Below are 21,510 nucleotides of genomic sequence, written 5' to 3'. Positions count from 1 at the left end.
GTCGCGTGACTTGCGCGTGACTCGTGAGCAAGGTGGACTGCAGGCCAGATCGCACGCAAACGGAGCTCGAGCACGACGCGAACACCATTTCGCGTATTCGCTGAGCTGGAAGACGTCGCGTATTCGTGCCAAAAAGCCAGCACGATGAGCTGGATCGACGACAAGGCCCGCAGCGAACTCGCAATCGTTCGCGAGAACAAGGAACGGCAAACCTACCCGTACTTCCGTGAGTTCGAGTCGGGCGGGTTGCACACCTCGGTCGGCGGCAAGCCGATCATCAACTTCAGCTCGAACGATTACCTAGGCCTCACCAATCACCCGAAGGTGAAGGCCGCTGCGAACGCCGCCGTCGAGAAGTATGGATGCGGCCTCTCGAGCTCGCGCCCCCAGGCGACGACCACGGAGCACGTGGAACTCGAGAAGCGCCTCGCCAAGTGGTTCGGTTACGAGAGCTGCCTGCTCTTCACCACCGGCTACCAGGCGATGCTCGGCACCATCGTCGCCCTGGCCGACAAGGACACCACGCTCGTCCTCGACAGCTACAGCCACGCCTGCATCCTCGACGGCACGTTCCTCGCGGCGGGCATTCCGGGCCGCGCGCCGGAGGTTCGCTTCTTCAACCACAACTCCGCGAAGAGCCTCGAGCGAATCCTCAAGACGCGTGAGCGCAAGAACGCGCTCGTCCTCATCGAAGGCGTCTACTCGCTCGACGGTGACAAAGCGAACATCAAGGAGTTCGTCGAGATCTGCGAGCGCTACGACGCCGTCCTCGTCATGGACGACGCGCACGGCACCGGCACGCTCGGCACGCGCGGCACCGGCATCCTCGAGGAGACCGGGCTCAAGGATCGCGTGCCCGTCCTCGTCTCGACCTTCTCGAAGACGTTCGGCGGCATCGGCGGCATCCTCCTCGGGAGGAGCGACATCGTCGAGCTCGTGAAGCACAACGCGCGAAGCTTCCTCTTCAGCGCGTCGCTCCCCGTCCCGGTCGTCGCCGCGGCGTCGACCATCCTCGACATGCTCGAGACGGACGGTCCGGCGATGGTCACCGAGCTCCACCAGAAGGCTGCGTACATGCGCGGCAAGCTGAAGGACATCGGCTTCGAGCTCGGCGCGAGCAACACCCACATCATGCCGGTCATGTGCCGCGAAGAGCGCAAGACGGTCTTCATGCACATCGGCCTCTTCGAGTCCGGCGTCATGATGGTTCCGCTCATCTATCCGTCCGTGAAGCACGGCGAAGAGCGCCTCCGCGTCAACGTCACCCGCGGTCACACGCAGGAGGACATGGACACGGCGCTCGAGCTGCTCAAGACGTACGGCGAAGCGTTCTTCGTTCTGTCGGGCGAAGAAATCGGGCCGATGGAGGCCTGAGAGCTTCGGAAACGCGGCCTGGCCTGCCTCGGCGGGCTGGGCTCATCGCGCCAGCGCAGCACCGCGACAGAGAAATGCTGGAAAGCTGGAAAGGCCGCCCGGAGCGTATCCGGCGGCCTTTTTGCGTTCTGTCACGCCGAGCTCACACCGAGCCGAGCGTTTGCGCGCTGCCCGCCCCGGGCTGGAACTTCAGGGCGAGGGTGCCTGCAGCTTGACGAGGGCCTTGGCGACGTCGTCGACCGTGGAGAGGTCGGTGAGGACATCGTTGGGGATGGTGATCGCGAAGTGGTCCTCGATGTCGGCCACGAGCTCCATCACGCCGAGGCTGTCCAGGCCGAGATCGTTCTGGATGTGGTCGGACGGGTGGATGGTCCGCTCCTCATCGACGTGCTTCTTCAGAATCTCCGTCGTGATCTGCAAGGTCTCGTCGTACGTCGCGCTCATGACGAAGCGACGTTACCACTCGACTCGGGGACCTGCCACGGCGACCGGCAGCGTCACCTCCACGTTGCTCTTGGCCCGCTCCGCTCAGGCATCCTAGAACGGAGCCGTCATGACGCGCGCGGCCGCGGAAATTCGGCCGTCGCCCGACAGGTCGAGCAGGGCGCGAATGACGGCGACCCCGTCCGCACCGGCCTCCGCGCATGACGCGGCGCGTTCCACCTCGACACCACCGAGTGCGTAAACGAGAAGACCATCGCCCGAGGCCGCCGTGGCACTCGAAGCGCGATCTGCGAGCGCACGCGCCGCCGTGAGGGCGGAGGCGCCTCGCGGAGCGCCCTTGCCCGGCGTCGCGAAGATGGGGCTCACGAGGACCGCCGAGGCGCCCTCCTCGATGGCTCGCCCGACGTCCTGGTCGTCGTGGGCCGGGGCGCTCACGAAGGCGGAGGCGCCGAGCTCGTGCCTCGCGCCGGCAACCGAACCACCCGAAGGGACGTGGACGCCGTCCGCACCGACGGCCTTGGCAATCTCGACCGAGCCGTTCACCAGGAAAAGAGCCTCGACCGCGTGCGTCGCTTCACGGAGCGCCCGAGCCACCGCGACGACGTGGTCGGGGGCGTTCACCTTGTCGCGGAGCTGGACGAGCAGGCGACCAGGCCCGACGGCGCGACCTGCCGCGCGCGTCACCGCGACGACATGGTCGATCGTGTAGCGAGGATCGGTGACGAGCACGAGGCGAGGCCGTCGTGCCCGGAGGCTCATTTGCGGTCGGCCGCCGACCCCGTTCCCGCGTCGCTCGGCGCGGGCGCGGCGCCTTCCAGCTCCGCGCGCGCCGCGGGGACGTGACGGTTCGACGGATAGCGATCCACGAGGAAGCGAAGCGTCTGTCGCGCGGCCTCGTCGTTGCCCTTGGCGCGGAAGTCCTCGGCCAGCGACCAGAGGGCGTCGCCGGCGGAGTCTTCGGTGCGCATCGTGGGATCGGGATCGTGCTTGCACTGCAGCGGCGCGTTGCCGAGCGACGCCACGAGTGCGAAGGAGCCGACGACTCGCGAGAGACTCATTCGATGAGCCCTCCGAGCGGGCTCGACGCGTTCGCGTAACGCGAGCGCGGCATGCGACCAGCGAGGCGTGCCTTTCGTCCGGCCTGGACGGCTTCCTTCATGGCTTCGGCCATGAGAACGGGCTCCTTCGCGTGCGCGATGGCCGTATTCATCAGCACGCCGTCGCAACCGAGCTCCATCGCGATGGCCGCGTCGCTCGCCGTACCGACGCCCGCGTCGACGATGACCGGCACCTTCGCGTGCTCGAGGATGATCGACAGGTTGTGCGGATTGCGAATGCCGAGGCCGCTGCCGATCGGCGCCGCGAGGGGCATGACCGCGGCGCAACCGATGTCTTCGAGCTTCTTGCACACGATCGGATCGTCGATGCAATACGGGAGCACGGTGAAGCCTTCCTTCACCAGGATCTTCGCGGCCTCGAGCGTCTGCTCGTTGTCCGGGTAGAGCGTCTTCGGGTCGCCGATGACTTCGAGCTTCACGAGCTCCGCGACGCCCAGCTCACGCGCGAGGCGTAGCGTACGCACGGCCTCGTCCGCCGTGTAGCAACCCGCGGTGTTGGGAAGGAGCGTCCAGCGCTTGCCTTCGCCGGCCGTACCGACGTGCGCGCGGCGCGTGAGCAGGCTCATGAGCGAGCCGCCCGACTTGTCCGAGAGATCGACGCGGCGAAGAGCGACGGTGATGATCTCGGCGCCCGAAGCGTCGATGGCGCGCTCCGTCTCCTCGACGCTCTTGTACTTGCCGGTGCCGACGATGAGGCGGCTGGAATAGGACTTCCCCGCGATGGTCAAGGAGTCGAGCGACATGCCCGGTGGTTAGCCGGGATGCGCGGTCGTGACAAGCTTGCGCGGGCCGGAGAGCGTTTCCGGCCGGTCAGCTTCGAGCGGCGCGCGCCAGCGACGGTGCAGCCAGAGCCAGCTTTCCGGCGATTGACGCACGAACCCGTCGAGAGCCGCGGACGCGCGTTCGGTCGCCCGCTCCACGAAGCCCGCGCGGTCCTTGCGGGCAGGCGGCGGAATCTCCGCGAGCACGCGAATGCGCTGGCGCCCCTCCCCGCGATCCGCAGCGACGACGAGCATCGTTGCTCCTTCGGCCAACGCAAGCGCAGCCGGTGCGCGATCGGCCAGCGCTTTGGCCCCCAGAAATTCGATGCGGTGACCATGGCGCTCCCGATCCGGGACCTGGTCGATGGGCATCACCACCACGTCACCCGCCCGGAGCGCTCGCTTCGTGTTCGTCAGCGCGCCGAGCGGCGCGACGAGCCTCACACCGAAGCTTTCACGCAGACGCGTGCAAAACACATGAAACGCCCCGACGTGCAGCGCCTTGGCAACCACGACGAGCGATCGCCCGCGCGGGCGGAGCCATCGCGCGGCGGCGAACGCGGCGAGCTCCCAGTTGCCGGTATGGCTCGCGGCCAAGAGCACCGGCCCGCGAGCGAGCGCGGCCGAAAGAATGGCGGCGGCCTCGGCATCGAGCTCGACCACGGAGTCCCGCGCTGGCTCGGACGCGCCCGCAAGCCAGAAGAGCTCGAGCAACCCCTGCCCGAGCTGCCGATACATGCCTCGAGCGCGGGCGGCCGGATGGGCCACACCCGCGCGCCGCATGGCGGCTTCGACCGCCCGGCGGCGAATCCTCAGCACCGACCCGGCGAGCCACCCCAGCGCCGCCCCCGGCCACGAAAGGGCCTGGAACGGCACCAGGGCCGCGAGCGCCGCTCCGAACGTGGATAGCGCGCGAGGGCCGCCTGGGACCAGTCTCAGAGGAAGCCGGCGGGGCGGCGGGCGGGCTGACCGCTCGCACCCTCGAGCGCGACGGCAAACACGTCCTGGGCGACGACCGCGACCGTCTGCTTCGCGCTGCGCGCAAAGAGGAGCTCGCCGTCGAAGCGGACGCTCTCGACCTTCTGGAGCGCGATGTTCGCGCCATCGTGCGCAAGGTGAAGGGTGAGGTTCGACCCTTCGGGGAGCGCATAGCCCCCTTCCTTGTCGGTCTTGGCGCCGGAGGTCTTGAGGATGGTTTCGATCTGCTCGCGCGTCATGGGGCTCAGGTTTAGCTCGCGTGCCCGCGCCGCGAAAGGGGCATTCGCCCGGGCACGATTCGGTTTAGATTCGCGTTGATGGACCAGGCGCAGAGCGCCCCCCCGCGATCGGACGAGACTGTCGTTCTGCGGCAAGTTCGCAAGACCTTCGGCGATCAAGAAGTGCTTCGTGGGGTCGATCTGACCGCGCGCCGCGCCGAGACCACGGTCATCATCGGCGGCTCGGGCGCCGGCAAGACGACCTTGCTCCGCCTCATCGTGGCCCTCGACCGCCCGACGACCGGCGACATCTTCATCGAAGGCGAGAACATCGCGAAGATGAGCGAGAACGACCTGAACCGGATTCGGAAGAAGTTCGGGATGGTCTACCAGTACGCGGCGCTCCTCGACTCGATCAGTGTCTTCGACAACGTGGCCTTCCCACTCGTCGAGCACACGAAGCTCCCGAAGAAGGAAATTTACACGCGGGTCATGGAGAAGCTCGAGATCCTCGGACTCGATCCGAAGGTCGTGGCGCCGAAGTTTCCGTCGGAGCTCTCGGGCGGTATGCGCAAGCGCGTCGGCCTGGCGCGCGCGCTGATGCTGGAGCCCCCGATCCTCGTCTACGACGAGCCCACGAGCGGTCTCGACCCGCTGACGAGCCGCATCGTCGACGACCTCATCGAAGAGATGCGCGAACGCTTCGGTGTCACGAGCATCGTCATCTCCCACGACATCGCGAGCTGCTTTCGCATCGCCCACCAGGCTGTCCTGCTCATCAAAGGCAAGGTCGAAGCCGCCGGCACGCCCGACTCGCTGCTCGAAGGCGGAAACGAGGTGGCGCGCGAGTTCATCAAGAACAGCGGGGTCGATGTGCACGGGATCGACCGCGTGACCCGCCGCGCGCCGAAACGCTGAGCGCAAAATTAATTCGCCGCCACGGCGACGGAAGAGCTCCGAACGAAGCTCGACCACGGAGTGAGATGTACGTGTATGGCGCTGGATCGCCCTCGCACCGGTGGTCGCACGCCTGGTGGCGGGCGGGCGCATTCGGCGCCGGTGGACGTGCACGCGTTCGATCGCGGGTTATCCTGAACGGAGATGACGCCGTTCCGCCCGCACGGTGCACCCTACACGGGACTGGGCCCGGGAGCTGGTCAGACCGGTCAGGTTCCTCATCAACAACCGGGCTACTACACGAATCATGCGCCGCCGTACGTGCAGGCGCCCCAGGTGCTGCACGCGATGGCGCCCGGCGCGGTGGCACCGGAGCTTCGCCGGAAAGAGAGCAAGGCCGTTGCGTCGCTCTCGCTCGGTCTCCTCAGCCTGGTGTGCCTGGGCGCGTTTGCCGGCGTACCGGCGATCATTCTCGGCTCGCTCGCGCGTCGTGACATCGATCGCTCGCAAGGGATGCTCGGCGGTGAGCGCATGGCCATCGGAGGCGTCGTCACGGGGCTCTTCGGCACCGGTCTGAGCCTCGTCATCGGCGTCGCTGCGCTCGCAAGCGCGCTTTCACTCGTGCAACCGGGTGATCCGCGTTCGGAGTCGCCGATGCTCCGTCCGGTGGCGACCGGAACGCGTAGCTACGGCGCGCTCGACGTCGTCGACATCGACGAACGGCAGTCGCTGAAGACCTCGCTCGCCGGCATCACGCAGGCGGCCTCGAGCAAGGGGCGCACCGTGGTTCTCCAGACCTACGTGCGCTCGAGCCGTGAATGCGCGGACGTCGCTTCGGCGCTGCCTGACTCGCGCATGCAGAACGCTCTCGCGAACGTCACGCTCGTGCGCGTCGACGTCGACAAGTTCGAATCCGAGCTGCGTGCGATGCGGGTCGACACCGAGACGGTGCCCTGGTTCTACAAGCTCGATTCCGCTTCGCGCCCGACGGACGCGATCAGTGCCGACGAGTGGGACGAGAACACCGTGACGAACATGGCCCCCGTGCTGGACGATTTCGTCCACGGGAACCTCTCGTCGCGGCGCTCCCCCTCCCCGCTCGGCATCGAGCTTTGATCGTTCGCGCCGACGCGGCTCACGACATGTGCGCGAGCTCGGTAGCCGCGTCGCGCATGGTCACGAAGCTGTAGCCCGCGTCGCGCAGAGTCTCGACGACCGCCAAGATCGCTTCGAGCTTCTGCGGGTGCGGGATGCGCACGTCCGGCTGGTGGGGACGGAGCGCTTCGAGACCGTCGCTCACGTCGAGCACGTCGATACCGTGCAGCTCCAGGTTCACGAGCGGCGCCCCCACGCACATCTTGGCGAGCCAGCGAGCCTTCGACGGACCGGCGAGCGTCACGCTCGTTCCGATGAACGGCAGGCGAAGGCCGCGGGTCACCTGTACCGGGATCTCGAGAATGCCGCTTCCGCGCCGGTGGTAAGGGCGTCCCACGCGATAAGGATCGGTCGGCGCGAGGAGTACCTTCGGGGTGTCGACGATGGATCGGCTCGTTCGGCCGCGTACGGCAATGGCCCCGATGGCCGCGGTCTTGGCGGCCCAATACGCCGGGCAAGGAAACACCGACGCGTCGTAGGCCACGCCGAGGTCTTCGAGCACGCCGAAGACTTCGTCGGTGATGGTGTATCCCGGCGCGCGGAAGCCCACGGGCTTCACGCCGGTGGCCTCTTCGATGACGTGCGCGCCTTCCTCGATCTGTCGCCGGATCTCCGCGCGCCCGAGGCGAACGAGATCGTAGCGGTGGTCGAGGGAGTGATTGGCGATCTCGTGGCCTCTGCGCGCGGCCGCCGTGAGTCCCTCGGCCGCCTCGCGGCGCGCGAGGTCTTTGCCGATGGTGAAGAGCGTCAGCGGGAACTTGCCGGCGTTCGACAGATCCTCGAGCCGTTGCAGCGCGACGTCGTAGACGAGCGTGGCTGCACGGCTGTCCGGCGTGAGGCCGTGGATTTCGAAGTAGTTGGGGATCTCGTCGAGGTCGACGCTGATGGAGGCAAGCCGCACGCGGGCCAGCCTAGTACAAACCTGCGGGTTCCCGCTGACCAACGACTACTTCGAAGCCGTTGCCTTGGCCGCGCGGTCCGGATCGGACGCTTTGCCCTCGAGCGTGAGCTCACCCACGCCGTTCTGGAACTGGACGCGTGCGACCATTTGCTTCTCCTGCAGCGACACCACGTCGATCGTCGCCTTGGAGAGCTTCTCGCTCATCTCCTGGAGCTTCTTCTCGAGGTGGGCCATCAGCGGGCCCGCCGTCTTGACGGCCTTGAGCGTGAAGAGCTGTTGGTGGAGCTCGTCCATCCGGGCGCGGTATTCGGCCATCTGCTCGTGCGTGGTGGCGATCTGCTGCTCGATCTTCGCCATGTCGGCATTCAGATCGACGAGCTTCTTGACCTGCGTCTTCATCCCGTCGTCGAGCGCCGCATTCGAGATGTACGCCCGCACGAGATCGAGCCCCGCGGACGTGCGGATGTCGGTCGACCGATAGATGGGTGTGGCCTCTTCGATCTCGACCTCGGACTTCCCGTTCGGTTCGATCTCGACGCGGAACAGATGCGCGCCGGCGAGGTGTTCGGCCTTCTTTCCCGCCTCTCCATTCGCGGGAGCCTTGGTGAGCTTGTATCCGGGTTGCACCGAGTGGCGGAGGTACACGGTCGCGCGCTCGGGCAAGCGGTTGTAGAGCGTGAAGGTTGCACGTTTCTTGTGTTGAATTTCCGTGGAGAACACGCCTCGCTGCACGGTGAGGATCTTGGCGATGTCGTCCTTCTCGGTGTCCTTCCGCTCGACGACGATCTGGCGGTCGAGCGCGAACGGCACGAAGGCGACCGCCTTGGCGGGAATCGGATCTGCGAGCCCCTCGCCGACGAATCGTCCCTCGCCGAACACGCTCACCGGACCGCTTTCGAGCGCGCTGTCGGTGGGATTGCGGAAGCGAAGCGTGCGAAACGGGTACTGCGTGTTTCCGCGTGGGCTCTCGGGATCGTAGAGATAGACCACTTCGCCCTCGGTCTGGGAGCGCAGGATCGAGACCATGGCGGACGTTCCTCGCGGCACGCTCATCGCCGTCTGCGACTCGAAGTGCGACGTGCCCACGGGCTCTCCGAGCGCGGGCTCGGCGTTCGGCTTACCACCCGCGTCGTCTTTTGCGCCGGGTCCTGCATCGCGCGGCTTCGCCTCCGTAGGGGCCTCGACGAGGCGGGCGCCACCTGCCCGTCCTTGTTGCTCGCCCTTGCCGAGCGCCACGATTCGACTCGGGTCGACACCGTTGCGTACGAGCTGGTCGCGAAGCCGATTCGCGCGCTCGAGCGACGCGGAGTTCTTGTCCGAGTCGCCGGGCGCGGCATAGCCCTCGACGACGATCGTGTTGGCATTCCCCTGGAGCGACTGCGCCATGCGCGCGACCGGGTCCGCAGGCGGAGGAGGCGGCGCCGGTGACGCGGCGCGCACACTCGGCTCTTGCGCCGGCTCCGCTCGGCGACGCCCCCCGTTCGACGGATATCCCCCGTCGGCCCACCTCTCGACGGAGCCGCCGGTATTCACTCCGCCGGTGGCCACCTTCGGCCGCGATGATCGCGCCTCTTCGTCGTTCTTCTTCTGTGCATTCGCAAGAACGTCGTCGCTGAAATCGACGAGCACGCGCGCCTTTCCGGGCTCGCCCTGCTGCTGTCCGTACGACGCTCCTCCCATCGGGGGCGCCTGCGCGAAGAGGTCGTTGTCACGCAGCGTCTCGCGCTGCACGAGGCGTAGACCCTTCAGATCGTAGCGGAACGACATCGCGGAGCTCGCGCCGACACCGAGCTTCACGTTGGTCCAGTCCTCACCCGACGTGTTGTCGACGATGGCCCAGCCCTGCATCTCGACCTTGCCGTCTTTGCCGACGACGACGCGGTAGCTGGGTTTCCACGACGGGGCTTCGGTCACGTAGGAGAGTCGCAATTTCCGTGGACCGGAGGCCGCGTTCGACGCGCCGACCTTCATGTCGATCGTGGCCCCGCCGCTGCCGACGGAGGGGTACGACACGGGGGCGGGCTCGCCGGTCTTCGCGTCGACGACGGTGAGCGACTTGAGGAAGTCGTCGACCTTGTCCTGCGGCACGTTGAGCTTGAGGCTGTCGCCCTCGACGTCGGCGTAGCGCTCGAAGTACGCGACCCCGTTGCGGTAGACCACGACTCGGCCGAGGGTGGTCTCACTCTTCACGTACGACGTCGTCTGACCGCAACCGACGTTGCCGAGCCCCGCCAAAGCCAGGGCGCAGACAAAGACCTTCCGCATGGGCCGAAATCCTCCGTGTTTCGCCCAGTACGGACGAAGCTCCGGAAAGATCTGAGCCCGGTCGATTTCGTCAACCGTCCGTGCTGCGCTGACCAAACCGGACGATGACCGCATCGGGCGCGGCTCCGTGCCTGGCCACCAGCGCGTCGATCGCGGAGTCCTCGGGGGCGTCGCCCAGCTCCATGCCGTGCACGCCGGAGGTCACGAGCACCGAGGCAATCGATGCGGCGCGAGCCCCGGCAATGTCGGTCTCCATCGTGTCACCGATCGCCACGACCCGCGCAGGCGACACCCCCACCCGAGCGAGGGCCTCGCGATAGATCGGCGCGTGCGGCTTGCCGTAGAGGAACGTCCGACCGCCGAGTGAGGCATACTCTGCGGCGACGGCGCCCGGGCCTATCGCGAGCTTCTCCCCCATCGGTACGACGCGATCGGGATTCGTGCAGACGAGCGGCACGTTTCGCGCGGCCAGCGGACGGAGACGCTCCCTCGCGTGTGCGAGCTCGTCGAGATCTTTCACGGTGCCGGTCGCCACCAGGAGCTCCGCCTCGCGCTCGTCTTCGGTGAAATCGAGCCCGAGCTCGAAGAGCCACGGCACGAAAGCGGGGTTTCCCAGATGGAACGCGCGCGGACTCGGCCCCAACGCCGCGAACAGCTCCGGAGCCCTCCGCTCGAGCGCCTCGCGCGTCACGTCACCCGAGGAGACCACGCCGTCGAACGCGTCACGACGGATACCGAGCTGCACCAGGCTCTCCGCCATCGTCGTTCCAAGGCGCGACGAATTGCTCAAGAAGACGACCCGCGCACCTGTCGAGGCGAGCTCGTCAATCACCTCGGCGACGCCCTCGAAGAGCGATTCACCGCGATGGAGCACGCCCCAGACGTCGATGAGAAAGGCATCGTAGTCCGCTCGCAGGGAGAGAACGGTGTCCAAGCGGCGCCGCGGCATCATGAGTGCAGATCACCCTAGCGCGGTCACGCGGACGCCGGCACCCCGAGTGAGCGCGACCGGCGCCGACCCATTCGACGACGAAGAAGTCATGAGCTCTCGCGCAATCGCTCGACCGTCAGGTGTTCGACGCGTTCGGCCCAGACGTCCGAGAGGGTGCGTGACTGCGTGAGACTGCGAAGCACGCGAATGGGGCCCGCGTGCGTGACGAGGAGATAGGACTCGCCCGACTCCGAGAGCTCGCCCCAAACCTCACGGACGCGACGAACGAGATCGGGCGCGCCCTCGCCCCCCGGCACGCGCGCCTCCTGCCAGGCTCTCATCCAAGCCGACAAGGCCGGTCCCTCGTCCTTTTCGAGATCGGCCCACGTGCGCCCCTCCCAAGAGCCGAAGTCGAGCTCACGAAGGCGCGGCTCGACGCGCAAGGGGATGCCCTCGAGCGCGCGAGCAAGGGCTTCGGCGAGCGTTCGCGTCCTCGTCGTGGGCGACGTGACGATGCTCGTAAAGGGTAAGGTTGCCCCAGGAGCGAGCGCGTCGATGCTGGCGAGCACGGTCTTCGCCGCCTCGCTGGCCGGAGGCGCCACCGGCACGTCGCTTTGCCCGTAGCAGACGCCGCTCACTTGCGCGGGGGCGTGTCGAACCAAATAGATCGCCATCATGACCTCCAGACGAGCACGGCGAAGATCGCGATCTCACAGAGCTGCTCGGTGGCGCCCAGAAAATCGCCCGTGATGCCTCCGACGCGACGTCGATAGCGCCATTCGGTGACGGCACCGACCACCAAGCATGCGATTGCCGCCGCGACCAGCCGAAGTGGCGAGAGCACTCCACACCATGCGAGCACGCCGCCGAGCACCAGCGGATAACCGGTGCCGATCGCCGCTCGCGACGGCTCGGCACGGACGACGTCGCGACTCTTCGAGCCCTGCTCGGTGGCGTACGGCGCGCGCACCATCTGCCAGAGCGGTACGGCACGCGCGAGCGAACCCACGAGCGCGACGGCGCCGATCGCCTCGACGGGCCGTGACCCGTGAAGCTCCGCGAGGAGCGCCGCGCGTGTGACGAAGCTGAAACAGAGGGCAACGGCGCCGAACGAGCCGACGCGGCTGTCTTTGAGGATGCGAAGAACGTTCTCGCGATCGTAGGCGCCGCCGAGCGCGTCGCTCGTGTCCGCGAGACCGTCTTCGTGGAACGCGCCGGTCACGAGGAGAGACAAGCCGATCGTGAGCGCCGCCGCGGGGAGCGCGCCGACCGGCCGAAGCAGCACGAACGTACCGCCGAGCGCAGCGCCGAGGACGAGCCCGACGAGCGGAAAGTGAGCGGTGGCCCACGACCAATCCGCGCGCGCATAGGGAAAGCCTCCTACCGGCACGCGCGTCAGGAAGACGAATGCAGCGCGCATTCCGCGCACGAAGCTCGGCGTACGAGGCGACGGATGCGCAGGCGATTCGCGAGACGCGGGTGCAACGTCGTCGCGCGGCGCTTCGAGGGATTCGGCGCTCTTCACGACGACGTTCCCCTGGCTGCCGGCCGCGTCATCGTCGCGAACGTCGCAACGTCTCGCTCGACGGTGAGCGCGGTCCGCAACAGAGAGAGGCCGAGCGCCGCGCCCGAGCCTTCGCCAACACCGAGCCCCAAGGCGACGAGAGGCTCGAGGCCCAATGCATCGAGCGCCAGCGCTGCGCCCTTCTCGGTCGATCGGTGACTCGCCACGAGGAACGAGGTCACCGCCGGGTCGATGGCGTGCGCGACGATGGCCGAGGCGCACGACAGGAATCCATCGAGAACGACGAGGCGCCTTGCTCGCGCGGCCTCGACGATGAATCCGGCCATCGCCGCGAGCTCGAAGCCGCCGACTTCGCTCAGCACGTGAATCGGATCGCGCGATACGAGGCGAGCGAGCGCATCGCGAACGACCGAGACCTTGTTGGCGATCCCCGCCTCGTCGAGCCCCGTTCCTCGACCGACGACGTCGCGAGGGTCGAGGCCCGTAAGCGCACAAATCAGGGCGGCCGCGCTCGTCGTGTTGCCGATCCCGACTTCGCCGACGCCGAGCGCGTCGAACGACGCGACGTCTCGCGCGGCTTGCACGCCGATCTCCAAGGCGACGTTTGCCTCGGCGAGCGACATCGCCGGACCGCGGCGGAGGTTGTCGGTTCCTGCGCGCACACGACGCGCGATGACCGGGACTTCGGGCCGTGTCGGCATTCCGTCGTGACCGCCTCGAAGACCCACGTCGAACAGGCGGAGCTCCGCGCCGGCCGCGCGCGCCAGCGCATTCACCGTCGCACGCCCGCGAGCGATCGTCGCCACCATCGCGGCGGTCACGCTCGAAGGATAGGCGCTGACCCCCTCCACGACGACCCCATGATCGGCCGCGAAGATCGCGATGCATGCCGAGAAGGTGCCGTCACGCAAAGGTACCGGGAAGTCGCCACGCGCTTCGGCGAAACGCACGGCCAAACGCTCGAGGGCGCCGAGCGAGTTCTTCGGCGCGGCGATCGTGGCCCAGTGAGCACGGCAGCGTTCGCCGGCGTCCTGAGAGAGGCTCGCCACGGGCGTTGCGGCCATTCGGTCCTCGGCTGCTTCCGGCACCGGGCGGGCGTCCGATGACGGCCATTCCTCGTCGAAGATCAGCTCGGCGAGCGGACGCCTCTCGCGCCACTTCGTCTCTTCGAGAAGAGGCCTCTGCCCGAACGGCTCCTTGGGGTAACCGATGCAGAGGTACGCGACGGGCTCGACCCCCGGCGGCAACGCGAGCTCCTGGCGAAGGATCTCGGGCTCGACGATGCTCACCCACCCTACCCCGACACCGTGCGCGCGCGCGCAGAGCCAGAGATTCTGCACCGCGCAGACGACGCTCGCGCGTACGGCCTCCGGCTGCGCGGTCGTGCCGAGCACGTGCTCGCCGTCATTGCGGAGATCCACCGTCACGCACACGTTGACTGCGGACTCGGCGATTCCTTCGAGGCGATACGAGAGATACTTGGCGCGCCTCTCTTCTGGATAGCGCGCGGCTTCGGCGTGCCGGCATCGCAGAAAGCTCTCGCGGATCCGTTCGCGGCGGGCCTCGTCACGAATGACGAGGAAGCGCCAGGGCTGGGAAAACCCCACGCTGGGAGCGAGATGGGCCGCGGCGAAGAGCTCTTCGAGCAGCCCGTGAGGAAGCGGACGGCCGACCTCGAACGTTCGCACGTCCCGTCGGGCCGCCATGATCTCGAGCAGTGTGCGGCGCGCTTCTTCCGAGAAGGCTTCAGTGATCATCGGAGGATTTTCCAATGGCCGAGACGGCGCGTGCCGGCAACCCCGACCCGGTGAGCGCCGCCAATGGCGCGACCCGTTCGGCATCGACGGCGAGCAGAGACGCGGCATCGGCGTCCGGTACGAGGCAGCGTCCGCCGCAGCCACAGAACATGTCGCCGGCGGCAAACGGTGACGTCTGGTGGAGAACCTTCGCCTGCGCCGTCTCGAGGTCGATGGCAAGGATCTGGTCTCCCGCATCCGCATTCGCCACCGCGACGACCGTGCGCGAGGTCGGGAACCCCAGCGAGGACCCGAGCGCGGCGCCAATCGTGGACGCCGGCCCCCGCAGGAGCTCCTTCTTCGACGCGAGCTCGAACACCACGACGCCGCTAGCCGCCATCTGCGCAGCTCCCGGCACCTTGTAGAGGCCGCTGCAGCTGACCGCCAGCGCGCGAGCGTCGGGCGAGAGAGCGAGGTTCGTGCAGTTCTTCAGCCCCGGGATGGGAATCGTGTCGACCACCTCGTCGGAGGTGACGTCGATGACGACGACGAGCCCGTCCTCTCCGCGCTCGAAGGTCGCATCGAGACGCGAGAGCGTCACGTACGCACGACCGGCCGCCATCGTCATTCGGTCGGGCCGCGGATCGACGCCGCCGCCGTAGCCCGACAGGTCGATCCGCTTCGACAGGCTGCGCCGCGCCGTGTCGACGACGAGCAGGTCGCCACCTTCGTCGAAGGCAACCTTTCCAGGATTGGTGTTCGACCCGAACCTCGTCACGTAAGCTTTGCCTGGCGCCACGTCGAGATAATCGTGCGGATTCGCCGGGAAGCCGGGAACGACGTTGAGCTGCCCTTCGACCGCGCCAGTTTCGGCATCGAGCCACGTGAGAATCCCGTTGGGAAAGCGGTCGATGAGGACGACCTTCCCTGCGGCTGGAGCATCGTGAGGCAGGACAACGTCGCCCGAGAGGGCCGAGGTGGCTCCGGAGGGCGTCGAGCCACTCGATACGACGTTCGCAGAGAGCACGCGTCCGCCGTCGTCGACGAGCGCGATCTGTGTCGATGCGTAGTCCGAGCGCACGACGGCGAAACGCTCGCACGATGCGCCTCGAGCGCCGCCGGTGGACGCCGGTGGATCATCGACGTTGCACGCCGAGAGTGCGACGGCGAGCGAAACGAAGGACATGGTGAGCAAGCGCGCGGCGGTAATCACAAGAAGACCTCCATGGTGGCAAAGAAGGCACGGCCCGGAAGGACGAAGCCGACGGTGTCGAACCGCTGGGCATCGAGCAGATTGCGAATGCGGAAATCGAACGAGGTGTGGTCGCCGACGAACGCGATCGTGAGCGCGGCATCGAGCGTGGCCTGCGCGGGGATCACGATGAGTCCTTCGGGATCGGCGTAGCGACTCGACTCGTAGACGTGCACGCAGGATAGGGTCGTCGTCTTGACGCCGAGCCACGCGGGTCCGTCCATACGCGCCTCGGCGAGCAGCGACGACTTGAACCGCGGACGAAACGGCAGAAGGTCGTTGCCCGTCGTCCTCGAGGTATCTCGGCCGTCGAAGAACGTGAGGCCGCCACCGATCGTGGCGCGCTCCCAGAGCTCCGCGCGCATTTCGAGCTCGGCCCCTTGGGCGCGTGCCGAGCCGAGATTGTAGGGCGTGACGTAGCCGAGCGACGAGCGGCGAAACGCGACGAGGTCGGTCGCGTCCCGTGCGAAGAGAAAACCGGCGAGCTCGGTACGGAGCAGCGTCTTTCCCGACGTCGCTCGGATCGAGGGGAGCCGCGTGAGACGCACGCCAACGTCGATCATCCTGCCGCGTTCGGGCAGCAGCGCTCCGTTGCCTCGTACGACGCCCGAATAGCCGTAGAGCTCGCCGAGCGTGGGGGCGCGGTAGTACGATCCCAGGTTCAGCGAGGCGACGCCGACGCCGATAGGCCGCGTGAGCGCGAAGCGAACCGCGCCATACGTGCGGGTGTCGTCCGCGTCTCCTCCGGACGTGCCTTGTCGCTCGAAGGAGCCCATCACCGTGGCGTGGCCGAAGACCTCGCTCTGAACGCCCCCACGCGCAGCGACCCGAGCTCCATCACGACGACGCACCTCCTCGGTTCGGCCGAGCGTGAATGCGGACGTGGTGAGCTCTTCACGACTCAAACGGAGCTGCAGGCCTCCGTCGAAGGGGCCACCCCGCAGTTCGAGCCTCGACGACGCCTCGCCCCGGATCCCCTCGAGCAGAGATCGCCGCTTGCCGCCTGCGAGCTCGAGAAGCGGGTCGTCGTATGCCGAAGACGTTCGAACGTACCCGGCAGTGCCCGTGAAGGAGCAACCCTCGCCACACTGGTGCGCCAGCTCGAGGCCGTGCAGCGACCGGCGCGTCTTCGATCGCGTGGCCATCGCCTCGGCAACGGCGAGGCCCGGGACACCTTGCTCCCGCGTGAGCTCGTTGGACGTGAGCACCGCACGCGTGCGCTCACCGAGCCGAAACCGCCCGAGCGCCCACATGTCGAGGTCGTCGACGTCGGAGTTCGCGCGCCGCTTCTCGACGTCGTCCGACGTATCGAACCGCGTCCCGCGATCGTCGACGAACTTGTAGTCGTTCTTCGCGTGCGCCGCGCGCAGACCGACGAGCACCGCGGCCCGATCGTCGCCAATCGCAACGCGCCCCTCGAGAGCACGTGTTCCGAAGCTGCCAACGGTGGCCGCGGCCGACGCTTCCGTGCGCTTCGGTACGCGCGGGTCGAAGAAGATCGCTCCGCCGACGCCCCACGGATCAGCCTCGAGCGGGACGGCTCCACGGTAGACCTCGATGCGCCCGATCATCCAAAGCGGCACGCGCGAGAGGTCCGCGTCGCCCGTGAGATCGTCGTTGAGGCGCAGGCCCGCGAGAAAAACGCTCGTCTGCGCAGCGGTCGCTCCGCGAATGGCCGCGGTCGACAGCGCGCCGTACCCTCCCGTCTCGGTGACGGTGACGCCCGTCTCGCGTCGCAGAACCTCGGGCGTCGAGAGGCCCGCCCCTTCGAGCGCCGAACCGCGGATCTGCGAAGACGCCGCCGCCTCGTCGCGGCTCGCCGGCGAAAGGCGTGATCCGCGAACCGTCACGTCTTGAGCCCCGGCCGACGACGGCACGAGCACGGCAAGGACGAGGCCGATCAGGGCCCCCCGACGAAACTGGATTGGCACGCCGGACCACGAAGACGAGACACGAGTGGCTCCGTCGTGGACGGAAAGCGCCGCGCCGAAACCTCTCGCGTGCCGACGTCTCTCCCTCGAAGACGCACAGCGGAACCGCCCGGCACACGCCGCGCAGGTGGAGGTCGGTCTTCGGGCTCATGGGCACTTCGAAGCGGCACGATGGCCGCCACGACTTCCTCGCTTCGACTCTTCCCGGCCCAGAGGCCAGTGACTCGGTGAAGCTCGTTCCCAACTACCGCTGCGGGGCAGCTCCGCTTTGCTTGCGCTGCGGATTCCCAATGCCACCCACGCCGGGTGGCTACCTTCACGAAGCCGGTCGATAGCCCACCTCTCGAACCTCGTCAAACGCGAAGCCCGAGGCCGAGGCTCACGTCACGACGAATCAGGCGAGCGAACGGCCGCCATCGACGCGTGGAGCGTCGTGTCGAGGGAGACGGACGAAGAAGCTCGTGCCGCGGCCCTCGGCGTTCTCGAACCACATCGCGCCCTCGTGGCGAAGCACGATCTCCCGCGCCAGAAAGAGCCCGACGCCAAGACCGCCCGTGTCGTACGGCGTTCCCCCGTGCGGTCGTGCGAAGACCTCGAAGAGATGCTTCTGACGATCGACGGGAATACCGATGCCATGATCGCGCACGGACAGAACGACGTCGTCGGCCGTGTTCGTGATGGCGATGTCGATGTCGCCGCCTTCGGGCGAATAGCGAACGGCGTTGTCCACGAGCCGTCGAATCGCTTGCTCGATGCGCACGGGATCGACCATGACCCAGGCGGGGTCCGGCGCGTAGAGCTCGATCTTGTGGCGAACCGTTCCGCGCGCGGTTCGCTCGACCAGCGCGCGTGTGATGGCGACGAGATCTCGGGGTTCGCGAGAGAGAACGACGCGCCCGAACATGACGCTCGAGACTTCGAGCAGGTCGCTGACGAGGCGATCCATGCGGTCCGCCGCGCGCCCGATCGTCTGCAACATCGAGAGCCATTCGGGCGTCGACACTTTGCTCGCGAGATGCTGGGCGTAGCCCTTGGTGATGGCGAGTGGCGTCTTCAGCTCGTGCGCGAGCACCGCGAGACTCTCGCGCTTCAGTCGTTCGAAGTGGACTTCCTCGGTGATGTCGGCAAAGACCTGGACGACGCCCGTGATGCGCTCTTCGCTCCGCAACGGCGTGCACGTGACGCGGTAGTAGGAGCGCGCTCCGGTGCTTCGGAAGGCGATCCCGTAGACCTCGCCTCGCACGGTCTCTCCGCGTAGTGCGCGGTGGAGAGGGACCTGTTCGACGGAGAGCGGTCGGTCGTTGACGTCGACGTAGTCGATGAGTCCGCGGCGCTCCTCGAACCGCTCTCCCCCACCCGCACGTTCGACGAGGTTCCGCGCCGTGGCGTTCGCCTGAACGACGTCGCCCTTCGCGTCGAAGAGAAACACGCCTTCCGTCATCGCATCGAGGACGGCGTCCCAACGATGCTCCACGGCGCTGCGCGCGCTCCTCTCGAGAGCGACGGAGACGATGTCGGCGAGGTTCGTGGCAAACCCCGCTTCGTCGGGTTGCCAGCTCCTCGGTGTCATCGTGTGCTCGTGGCAAAGCACCCCGTAGAGATGCCCGCCTCGCCAAATGGGCACGTCCATCATCGCCGTGATGGCGAAGGGGGCGAAGTAGTCCGCAAAACCCGCGGTGCGAGGGTCGACACGGACGTCGTCCACATCCATGACACGCCGTTCGAGGAGCGCCTCGAAGTAGCGCGGGTTCTGCTCCGCGAGGAGCTGAATGCCGTGTTCGTGTCGATTCTCGCTGCGGAGATACAGATCCTTGCACACGATTGTGCGCTGGTCCTCACCAAGCTGCCAGATGCTCACGCGCTCGACGTTCATGGCGACCGCGGCGGCCTCGGTGATCGCGCGGAACGTGGCTGCGCAGTCCTCCTGGTCGCGCTTCGCCAGCTCGAACAGCACACGCTCACGAAGCGTGGCTGCGCTCCGACTGAGCTTCTTGTCTGCGTTGCCGCGGGGCATCTCGAAAATCGCCTCCAGGCTCCACAACGTGCGGTTCCGCGAACACTCGAGCAAGTGTCCAGTGCACCCGGATTTCGTCTAGCGAGAGCCGACCAATCGGGCAAAAGAGGGTCGACCGAACGAACAGGCGCGACCGTCGGACGAGGTGTCCATCGGCGCGCCTTGCGGGGACTTCGTGCGAAGGAAGCGCAACCGCGATTCTCGGCGCGAGACCAGAGCTCATCCCACGTGGTCACCAAGCACTCCGCTTGTTACGAGCTCGGCGCAGAATGAAGTAGAAAGGTCGACGCGACCGAATCCACGACGTCCGCGGGAGCTTTCTGTGCCGCCCATCATCACCATCGAGAATTTGAACAAGACGTACGGCTCGGGGTTCACCGCCCTGCGAAACGTCGACCTCGAGATACAGCCCGGCGAGATCTTCGCGCTGCTCGGTCCCAATGGCGCGGGAAAGACCACGCTCATCGGCATCGTGTGCGGTCTCGTCAATGCAACGTCGGGACGCGTCATCGCCGACGGTCACGACGTCGTGAGAGACTTCCGCGCGGCGCGGTCCATCATCGGGCTCGTCCCCCAGGAGCTCTCGACGGACATGTTCGAGACCGTGTGGGACACCGTCACGTTCAGTCGCGGCCTCTTCGGGAAGAGCAAGAACCCGGCGTACATCGAGAAGGTCCTGCGCGATCTTTCGCTCTGGGAAAAGCGCAACGACAAGATCATGACGCTCTCGGGCGGAATGAAGCGGCGCGTGCTCATCGCGAAAGCGCTCTCGCACGAGCCGCGCATCCTCTTTCTGGACGAACCCACAGCGGGAGTCGACGTGGAGCTCCGCCGGGACATGTGGACGATGGTTCGTTCGCTCCGCGAGACCGGGGTGACGATCATCCTCACGACGCACTACATCGAAGAAGCCGAGGAGATGGCCGACCGGATCGGCGTCATTCACAAAGGGGAGCTCATCCTCGTCGAAGAGAAGCGCGCGCTGATGACCAAGCTCGGCAAGAAGCAGCTGATCCTGCTCCTCGACACGCCGCTCGCGGCGGTGCCGGGCGCACTCGAAACGTACGGCCTCGAGCTGTCGAGCGACGGCACTCGGCTCACGTTCACGTTCCACGGCGAACGCGAGCGGTCGCAGATCGCTCCTCTCCTTCGACAGCTCGGCGAGCACGGAATCGCATTCAAAGATTTGCAGACCCACGAAAGCTCGCTGGAAGAAATCTTCGTCGATCTCGTGAGGGCCCGCTCGTGAACGTCCACGCCATACGCGCCATCTACAAGTTCGAATTGGCACGCACGTGGCGCACGGTGATGCAGAGCATCCTGTCGCCCGTCATCTCGACGTCGCTCTACTTCATCGTTTTCGGCTCGGCGATCGGCTCGCGAATGACGGAGGTCGACGGCATCTCGTACGGGGCCTTCATCGTCCCCGGCCTCACCATGCTTTCGCTTCTCAACGAGAGCATTTCGAATGCGTCCTTCGGTATCTACATGCCGAAGTTCTCGGGGACGATCTACGAAGTACTCTCCGCGCCGATTTCCTACATCGAGATCGTCGCCGGATACGTGGGCGCGGCGGCCACGAAGTCCATCATCCTCGGCACGATCATCCTTCTCACGGCGCGGCTCTTCGTCCCCTACGAGATCGCCCACCCGTTCTGGATGATCGCGTTCCTGGTTCTGACGTCGGTGACGTTCAGCATGTTCGGCTTCATCATCGGCCTCTGGGCCGATAGCTTCCAGAGGCTGCAGCTCGTTCCGCTGCTCGTCGTCACGCCGCTCACCTTCCTCGGTGGCAGCTTCTATTCGATTCACATGCTGCCCCCGGTTTGGCAGAAGGTCACACTGCTCAACCCGGTCGTCTATCTCGTCAGCGGATTCCGCTGGAGCTTCTTCGACCGCTCCGACGTGAGCGTCGAGATCAGCATCGGAATGACGCTCGGCTTCCTCGCCGCGTGTGTCCTCGCCGTGCGCTGGCTCGTGAAGACCGGCTATCACCTCAAGAACTGACAC

General features: G+C 66.9%; 20 protein-coding genes and 1 riboswitch. Of the genes, 5 read left to right on the top strand and 15 right to left on the bottom strand.

What is annotated here, in order from left to right:
- The first annotated feature begins 144 nt into the window (after positions 1–144).
- Complete coding sequence (locus AKJ09_RS40455; protein ID WP_146653174.1) at positions 145–1,374, top strand: aminotransferase class I/II-fold pyridoxal phosphate-dependent enzyme; 1,230 nt, start codon at positions 145–147, stop codon at positions 1,372–1,374.
- A gap of 189 nt (positions 1,375–1,563) precedes the next feature.
- Here AKJ09_RS40455 and AKJ09_RS40450 read toward each other — a convergent pair whose 3' ends face one another.
- The 6 genes from AKJ09_RS40450 to AKJ09_RS40425 all read right to left on the bottom strand — a co-directional run bounded on the left by AKJ09_RS40450 (position 1,564) and on the right by AKJ09_RS40425 (position 4,914).
- Positions 1,564–1,818, bottom strand: coding sequence for an acyl carrier protein (locus tag AKJ09_RS40450; RefSeq protein WP_146653173.1), 255 nt, complete (start codon positions 1,816–1,818; stop codon positions 1,564–1,566).
- Positions 1,819–1,911: 93 nt separating this feature from the next.
- Positions 1,912–2,577 (bottom strand): thiamine phosphate synthase, encoded by a 666-nt coding sequence (locus AKJ09_RS40445; RefSeq protein WP_146653172.1) that lies wholly within the window; start codon positions 2,575–2,577, stop codon positions 1,912–1,914.
- Complete coding sequence (locus tag AKJ09_RS40440) at positions 2,574–2,876, bottom strand: tetratricopeptide repeat protein (protein WP_146653171.1); 303 nt, start codon at positions 2,874–2,876, stop codon at positions 2,574–2,576. The genes AKJ09_RS40445 and AKJ09_RS40440 overlap by 4 nt, the downstream gene beginning before the upstream one ends.
- Complete coding sequence (locus AKJ09_RS40435) at positions 2,873–3,679, bottom strand: thiazole synthase (protein ID WP_146653170.1); 807 nt, start codon at positions 3,677–3,679, stop codon at positions 2,873–2,875. The genes AKJ09_RS40440 and AKJ09_RS40435 overlap by 4 nt, the downstream gene beginning before the upstream one ends.
- Positions 3,680–3,688: 9 nt before the next feature.
- The gene (locus tag AKJ09_RS40430; RefSeq protein WP_275936754.1) at positions 3,689–4,630 is read right to left on the bottom strand and encodes a lysophospholipid acyltransferase family protein; all 942 of its coding nucleotides are present in this window, start codon (positions 4,628–4,630) and stop codon (positions 3,689–3,691) included.
- 2 nt (positions 4,631–4,632) lie between these two features.
- Complete coding sequence (locus tag AKJ09_RS40425; protein WP_146653168.1) at positions 4,633–4,914, bottom strand: hypothetical protein; 282 nt, start codon at positions 4,912–4,914, stop codon at positions 4,633–4,635.
- Between the two features lie 78 nt (positions 4,915–4,992).
- On the opposite strand from AKJ09_RS40425, the gene AKJ09_RS40420 reads away from it, so the two are divergent.
- Entirely contained in the window at positions 4,993–5,811 is an 819-nt protein-coding gene (locus AKJ09_RS40420; protein WP_146653167.1) for an ABC transporter ATP-binding protein, read from the top strand.
- A 183-nt stretch (positions 5,812–5,994) separates the two neighbouring features.
- A complete protein-coding gene (locus AKJ09_RS40415; RefSeq protein WP_146653166.1) occupies positions 5,995–6,906 on the top strand; it encodes a DUF4190 domain-containing protein in 912 nt (303 codons plus the stop codon).
- Between the two features lie 19 nt (positions 6,907–6,925).
- On the opposite strand, the gene AKJ09_RS40410 is transcribed toward AKJ09_RS40415, so the two are convergent.
- The 9 genes from AKJ09_RS40410 to AKJ09_RS40375 form a co-directional block, all read right to left on the bottom strand.
- Positions 6,926–7,846 (bottom strand): polysaccharide deacetylase family protein, encoded by a 921-nt coding sequence (locus tag AKJ09_RS40410; protein ID WP_240488790.1) that lies wholly within the window; start codon positions 7,844–7,846, stop codon positions 6,926–6,928.
- Positions 7,847–7,891: 45 nt separating this feature from the next.
- Positions 7,892–10,111, bottom strand: a complete 2,220-nt coding sequence (locus AKJ09_RS40405) for a DUF4139 domain-containing protein (protein ID WP_169928257.1) — start codon at positions 10,109–10,111, stop codon at positions 7,892–7,894.
- Between the two features lie 70 nt (positions 10,112–10,181).
- Positions 10,182–11,063 carry a TIGR01459 family HAD-type hydrolase gene (locus tag AKJ09_RS40400; protein WP_146653164.1) on the bottom strand — a complete coding sequence of 294 codons (882 nt, stop codon included), beginning with the start codon at positions 11,061–11,063 and terminating at the stop codon, positions 10,182–10,184.
- Between the two features lie 86 nt (positions 11,064–11,149).
- Complete coding sequence (locus tag AKJ09_RS40395; protein WP_146653163.1) at positions 11,150–11,719, bottom strand: histidine phosphatase family protein; 570 nt, start codon at positions 11,717–11,719, stop codon at positions 11,150–11,152.
- Positions 11,716–12,567 carry an adenosylcobinamide-GDP ribazoletransferase gene (locus AKJ09_RS40390; protein WP_240488789.1) on the bottom strand — a complete coding sequence of 284 codons (852 nt, stop codon included), beginning with the start codon at positions 12,565–12,567 and terminating at the stop codon, positions 11,716–11,718. Before AKJ09_RS40390 ends, AKJ09_RS40395 begins: the two co-directional genes overlap by 4 nt.
- On the bottom strand, positions 12,564–14,324 hold the full coding sequence (gene cobT, locus AKJ09_RS40385) for a nicotinate-nucleotide--dimethylbenzimidazole phosphoribosyltransferase (protein ID WP_169928256.1): 1,761 nt from the start codon (positions 14,322–14,324) through the stop codon (positions 12,564–12,566). Before cobT ends, AKJ09_RS40390 begins: the two co-directional genes overlap by 4 nt.
- Positions 14,314–15,489 (bottom strand): YncE family protein, encoded by a 1,176-nt coding sequence (locus AKJ09_RS53665; RefSeq protein ID WP_205633935.1) that lies wholly within the window; start codon positions 15,487–15,489, stop codon positions 14,314–14,316. Before AKJ09_RS53665 ends, cobT begins: the two co-directional genes overlap by 11 nt.
- Positions 15,490–15,512: 23 nt before the next feature.
- On the bottom strand, positions 15,513–17,486 hold the full coding sequence (locus AKJ09_RS40380) for a TonB-dependent receptor (protein ID WP_146653161.1): 1,974 nt from the start codon (positions 17,484–17,486) through the stop codon (positions 15,513–15,515).
- Positions 17,487–17,601: 115 nt separating this feature from the next.
- Positions 17,602–17,819: riboswitch (cobalamin riboswitch) on the bottom strand.
- 61 nt (positions 17,820–17,880) lie between these two features.
- A complete protein-coding gene (locus AKJ09_RS40375; RefSeq protein WP_146653160.1) occupies positions 17,881–19,500 on the bottom strand; it encodes a sensor histidine kinase in 1,620 nt (539 codons plus the stop codon).
- Positions 19,501–19,822: 322 nt separating this feature from the next.
- On the opposite strand from AKJ09_RS40375, the gene AKJ09_RS40370 reads away from it, so the two are divergent.
- Both AKJ09_RS40370 and AKJ09_RS40365 read left to right on the top strand, forming a co-directional pair.
- Complete coding sequence (locus AKJ09_RS40370; RefSeq protein WP_146653159.1) at positions 19,823–20,749, top strand: ABC transporter ATP-binding protein; 927 nt, start codon at positions 19,823–19,825, stop codon at positions 20,747–20,749.
- Positions 20,746–21,507 carry an ABC transporter permease gene (locus AKJ09_RS40365; RefSeq protein ID WP_146653158.1) on the top strand — a complete coding sequence of 254 codons (762 nt, stop codon included), beginning with the start codon at positions 20,746–20,748 and terminating at the stop codon, positions 21,505–21,507. Before AKJ09_RS40370 ends, AKJ09_RS40365 begins: the two co-directional genes overlap by 4 nt.
- The last annotated feature ends 3 nt before the right edge of the window (positions 21,508–21,510 follow it).

This window comes from Labilithrix luteola (genome assembly GCF_001263205.1).
Lineage (GTDB): Bacteria > Myxococcota_A > Polyangia > Polyangiales > Polyangiaceae > Labilithrix > Labilithrix luteola.
The sequence above is the reverse complement of the archived record's forward strand: the minus strand, read 5'-3'. Positions and strand labels throughout refer to the sequence as shown.